Origin of the sequence: Kitasatospora sp. NPDC058406, from assembly GCF_042722765.1 — a bacterium.
Lineage (GTDB): Bacteria > Actinomycetota > Actinomycetes > Streptomycetales > Streptomycetaceae > Kitasatospora.
In genome coordinates, this window is the sequence record NZ_JBHXKE010000421.1 from 1 (window position 1) to 4,295 (window position 4,295).

The window sequence follows — 4,295 nt, forward strand, 5'->3', positions numbered from 1 at the left end:
TTCCTCCCCGGCGATCGCCGAGAAGCACGCCTTCCTCCTCGCCGACGTCGGCGGTCTCCTCCCCGCCCACCTCACCTACACGCCGCCGCCGGACCGGACCCAGCCCGCCGGGTCACCGCGCGAGGCGGTCGGCCCGGACGCGCTCCGGGCCTGGGCGCGCGCCGGGTGCGCCGCGCCGGACGGCACGCCCGGCGTCCGGCAGGTCAATCTCTGGACCTTCGCCGTGCAGCAGCTGCCGCAGAACGCGGGGACGGCGGCCTGGGTCTGCCTGCGCGCCGACCGCTGGGACGGCGAGGGCAGCGCCGCGACCGCCGTCCTGCTGCCCGGGGCCAGGACGGCGCAGCGGACCGGCGGCGGGCCCGGCCGGGCGTGCAGCCGGTTCGAACAGGACACCGTCGGCTGGACGTGGTGGCGCTCCCCGCAGGGCACCGAGTACCTGCTGGCCGCCGGAAGCCGCCGGACCGCCCGGATCGCCGTCAAGGGCCCCGACTGGTCGGCCGACCGGCCGGCGCCGGACCGCGCCGTCGCCGTCGAACGACCGGCCCGGAGCGCCGTCACCGTGGAGGCCGTCCTGGACGGCGGGGCCCGGATCGCCCCTCCGCGCTGATCCCGGCCCGCCGTCCGCCCCCGGCCTCCCGGCCGGGGGCCGCCCGAGGGCCGGGGGCCGTTCAGCGCGAGTGCCGCAGCTCCTCCAGCTCGCCGGTGATCCGCCCGAGGAAGCGCGCCACGGCGGCCAGCTCGCCCGGGGTGAACTCCCCCCGTACCTCCTCGGTACGGCGCGCGACCGGCGCGAACCACTCGGCCGCCATCCGTCCCGCGCCCGGCAGGTAGTGCACCACCACGAGCCGGCGGTCGGCGGCGTCCCTGGTCCGCCGGACGTGCCCGGCCCGCTCCAGCCGGTCCAGGACGGCGGTGACCGCCCCGGAGCTGAGGCCCAGTTCCTCGCCGAGCCTCCCGGGGGTGATCCCGCCCGGGTCGCCGCCCGGCCCGGGCGCGGCCCGCATGACCGCCAGCAGCGCCTGGACGTCGGTGGTGTGCAGACCGCTGGCGGCGGCGAAACCGTGGCCGAGCAGGTTCATCTCGGAGGCGAGGTCCTGGAGCAGCCGGCCGAGCGCCGGGGTGCCGGGCGAGGAGCGGTCGCCGGCCGAGGGGTGGTCACCGGTCGGCGCCGTGCCGGGCTCCGGCTTCTCCCGCCCCTGCTGTTCCTCTTGCTCGGGCAAGGGCTCTTCTTCCGGTCGGGTACGAGCCGGTACGGGGGTTGCCCGGCGTACGGGGTGACAATCCGTTCAGCCTAACGGTGCCGCCCCGGCGCACGCTCTCGGACGCGCGCCGGGGCGGCCGGGGGGTTCCGCCTCCCGGCGGGCCCGCCGTCAGACCCGCTCCACCGTCGGATCCTGCGTCGCCGGACGCGAGGCCGGTCGGCCGATCCGGGCGGGCCACCAGACGCGGTCGCCGAGGTCCCGGACCAGCGCCGGCACCAGCAGCGAGCGCACCAGCAGGGTGTCCAGCAGCACGCCGAAGGCCACGATGAAGGCGATCTGGGCGAGGAACGCCAGCGGGATCACCCCCAGCGCGGCGAAGGTCGCGGCGAGCACCACGCCCGCCGAGGTGATCACCCCGCCGGTGGCGGTGAGCCCCCGCAGCACCCCCTCCCTCGTGCCGATGCGCAGCGCCTCCTCCCGGACCCTGGTCATCAGGAAGATGTTGTAGTCGACGCCCAGCGCGACCAGGAAGACGTACCCGTAGAGCGGCACCGACGGGTCGACGGCGGAGAAGCCGAAGACGTGCGGGAACACCACCGCGCTCACACCGAGCGTCGCCAGGTAGGAGAGCCCCACGGTGGCGGCGAGCAGCACGGGCGCGAGCAGCGAGCGCAGCAGCAGGACCAGCACGGCGAGGACGCAGAGCAGCACCACCGGGGTGATCAGTGTGCGGTCGTGGTCGGCGGTGACCCGGGTGTCGTACTGCTGGGCGGTGTACCCGCCGACCAGCGCGTCCGCGCCCGGGACGGCGTGCACGGCCTGCCGCAGGCGCTGCACGGTGGCGATCGCCTCGTCGCTGTCGGCCGGGTCCCCGAGCGTCGCCTCCAGGCGGACCCGGCCGTCCACCACCAGCGGCGGGCCGCCGGGGGCGCCGGCGGTGACGGTGCGGACGGCGGCCACGCCGGGGACGGCGGCGGCCGTGGCGACCGCCTCGGCCCGGTCGGCGGCGGCGATCACCACGGCGGGGTTCCCGCTGCCGCCGGGGAAGTGCGCGGAGAGCAGCCGCTGGCCGGCCACGGAGGGCTGGGCCTTGACGAACAGTTCGGTCTGCGGGACGCCGCCCGCGTCGAGTCCCGGGGCGAAGGCGGCCAGTGCGGCGAGGACGGCGAGGCTGCCCGCCCACAGGGCGCGCGGGCGGCGGGCGACCAGCGCCGCGATCCGCCCCCAGACGGCGTGCACCGGTGGCCGGCCGTCGGCGGCGGGCCGCGCCGGCCAGTAGGCGGCGCGGCCGGTCAGCACCAGCGCGGCGGGCAGGAAGGTGAGCGCGGAGAGCACGGCGCAGCCGATGCCGATGGCGCCGACGGGACCGAGGGCCCGGTTGTTCGTGAGGTCGGAGAGGAGCAGCACCAGCAGACCGAGGGCGACGGTGGCACCGGAGGCGGCGATCGGTTCGACCGACTGCCGCCAGGCGGTGCGCATGGCCGCGAACCGGTCGCCGTGCAGGTGCAGCTCCTCGCGGAAGCGGGCGGCGAGCAGCAGGCCGTAGTCGGTGGCGGCGCCGATGACCAGGATCGACAGCAGGCCCTGGATCTGGCCGTCGACGGTGACCAGGTCGTGGTCGGCGAGCAGGTAGACCAGCGCGCAGGCGACGCCGAGGGCGAAGACCGCGCCGAGGATGACCAGGAGCGGCAGCAGCACGCTGCGGTAGACGGCGAGCAGGATCAGCAGCACGACGCCGAGGGCGACGCCGAGCAACAGGCCGTCGATGCCGGCGAAGGCTCCGCCCAGGTCGGCGAGGATGGCGGCCGGCCCGGTCAGGCCGACGGTGGTGTCGGGTACCCGGGCGGCGAGGTCGCGGACGGCCCGGACGGTGTCCGCGGTCTCCCGGCCGAGGTCGGCGCGCAGCTGGACGACGCCCTGGAGGGCTCGGCCGTCCTCGGCGGGGACGGCGGGCGAGACCCGTCCGGTGGCTCCGGGCAGGGCCGCGGCGGCCCGGAGGGCCTGCTCGGCGGCGGCGCGGCGGGTGTCGTCGACGGGGCCGGTGCGGCTCTCCCAGACGATGACGACCGGCATCGCGTCGGTGGTGCGGAACGCCTCGCCGAGGCGCGCTGCCTCGGTGGACTCGGCGCTGCGCGGCAGGAAGGCGGCGCGGTCGTTGGTGGCGACCTCCCCGAGCCGGCCCGCGTACGAGCCGAAGGCCCCGCCGAGGCCGAGCCAGACGACGAGCAGGGCGAGCGGGACCAGCAGGCGCAGGCGCCGCCGGCCACCGGGGGTGGCGGGGGACGGCGCGCTCGGCGGGGCGGTGGGACGGGCAGTGGGCATGGCGGGGCGCCCTCCGGACAGGGGCGGGTGGTGGACAGCCCGGATCCTATCTCTCGATCATCAAGAGACTTGACGCGTGGAGAGATCCCGGCCGGACGTCAGCAGGCCGGCGACGGAGAGTGCGCCCCAGCCGACCGAGACCGCGACCGCCATCACGCGGTGCCGGCGGGTCGGGAGGGCGGTGGCGAGCAGGGCGGCGTCGCCGAAGTCCGAGGCGATCCGGACGGCCGTGGCGGCGCGGAGCGCCGAGTCGTTCGGCGCCAGCGCCATGGCGAGGCCGCAGGCGGCGTCGCGGAAGGCCAGCGGGCGCACGCACGCGGCGACGGCGGCGGGGACCGATCCGTCCGGCGCGGTGAGGCCGGAGGGGCGGGCGAGCAGGGCGGGGCGGCGGGCGACGGCGAGACCGTAGACGGCGGTGGCGGCGCCGGTGAGGCGGAGCAGGCGCTGGTTCATGGCGGGACCTCCCGGGTCGGCGACAGAGGCGCTCGGGGCTGGTTCGGGGGCGGATCAAAGGCGGATCAGGGGCGATTCGGGCTGCGCGGCACGCAGGCTCATCCGGTGGTTCGGAGCGGCGGGCCGCCCGGACGGGTCGGATCGCCGGCCGTCCGGACGGACCGGAGCCCGCTGCGGCCCGTCCGGAGCAGTGTCCCCCGGCGCCGCGCCGTCCCGGCGTCCGCCACGTCGCCCCCACCCCGCCCCCCACCCCGCCCCCCCCCACCCACAACCCCCACCCCAACCCCCCCCCCCCCAGCGCCCCCACCCCCCCCCCCC

The 4,295-nt window shown here is 77.7% G+C and carries 3 protein-coding genes and 1 pseudogene; 1 reads left to right on the forward strand and 3 read right to left on the reverse strand.

The genetic code is table 11. From position 1 onward, the window contains the following. Positions 1-607, forward strand: a pseudogene (locus ACFWOG_RS39835) (hypothetical protein); the annotation flags it as partial. A 61-nt stretch (positions 608-668) separates the two neighbouring features. Here the strand turns inward: ACFWOG_RS39835 and ACFWOG_RS39840 are convergent. The 3 genes from ACFWOG_RS39840 to ACFWOG_RS39850 all read right to left on the reverse strand — a co-directional run bounded on the left by ACFWOG_RS39840 (position 669) and on the right by ACFWOG_RS39850 (position 3,977). Next, the gene (locus ACFWOG_RS39840) at positions 669-1,220 is read right to left on the reverse strand and encodes a MarR family transcriptional regulator (protein WP_380364541.1); all 552 of its coding nucleotides are present in this window, start codon (positions 1,218-1,220) and stop codon (positions 669-671) included. A gap of 150 nt (positions 1,221-1,370) precedes the next feature. Further along, positions 1,371-3,524: an MMPL family transporter gene (locus ACFWOG_RS39845; protein WP_380364543.1), complete on the reverse strand. Its 2,154-nt coding sequence runs from the start codon at positions 3,522-3,524 to the stop codon at positions 1,371-1,373. 60 nt (positions 3,525-3,584) lie between these two features. Beyond that, positions 3,585-3,977, reverse strand: coding sequence for a hypothetical protein (locus tag ACFWOG_RS39850; RefSeq protein ID WP_329881153.1), 393 nt, complete (start codon positions 3,975-3,977; stop codon positions 3,585-3,587). Between the last annotated feature and the right edge of the window lie 318 nt (positions 3,978-4,295).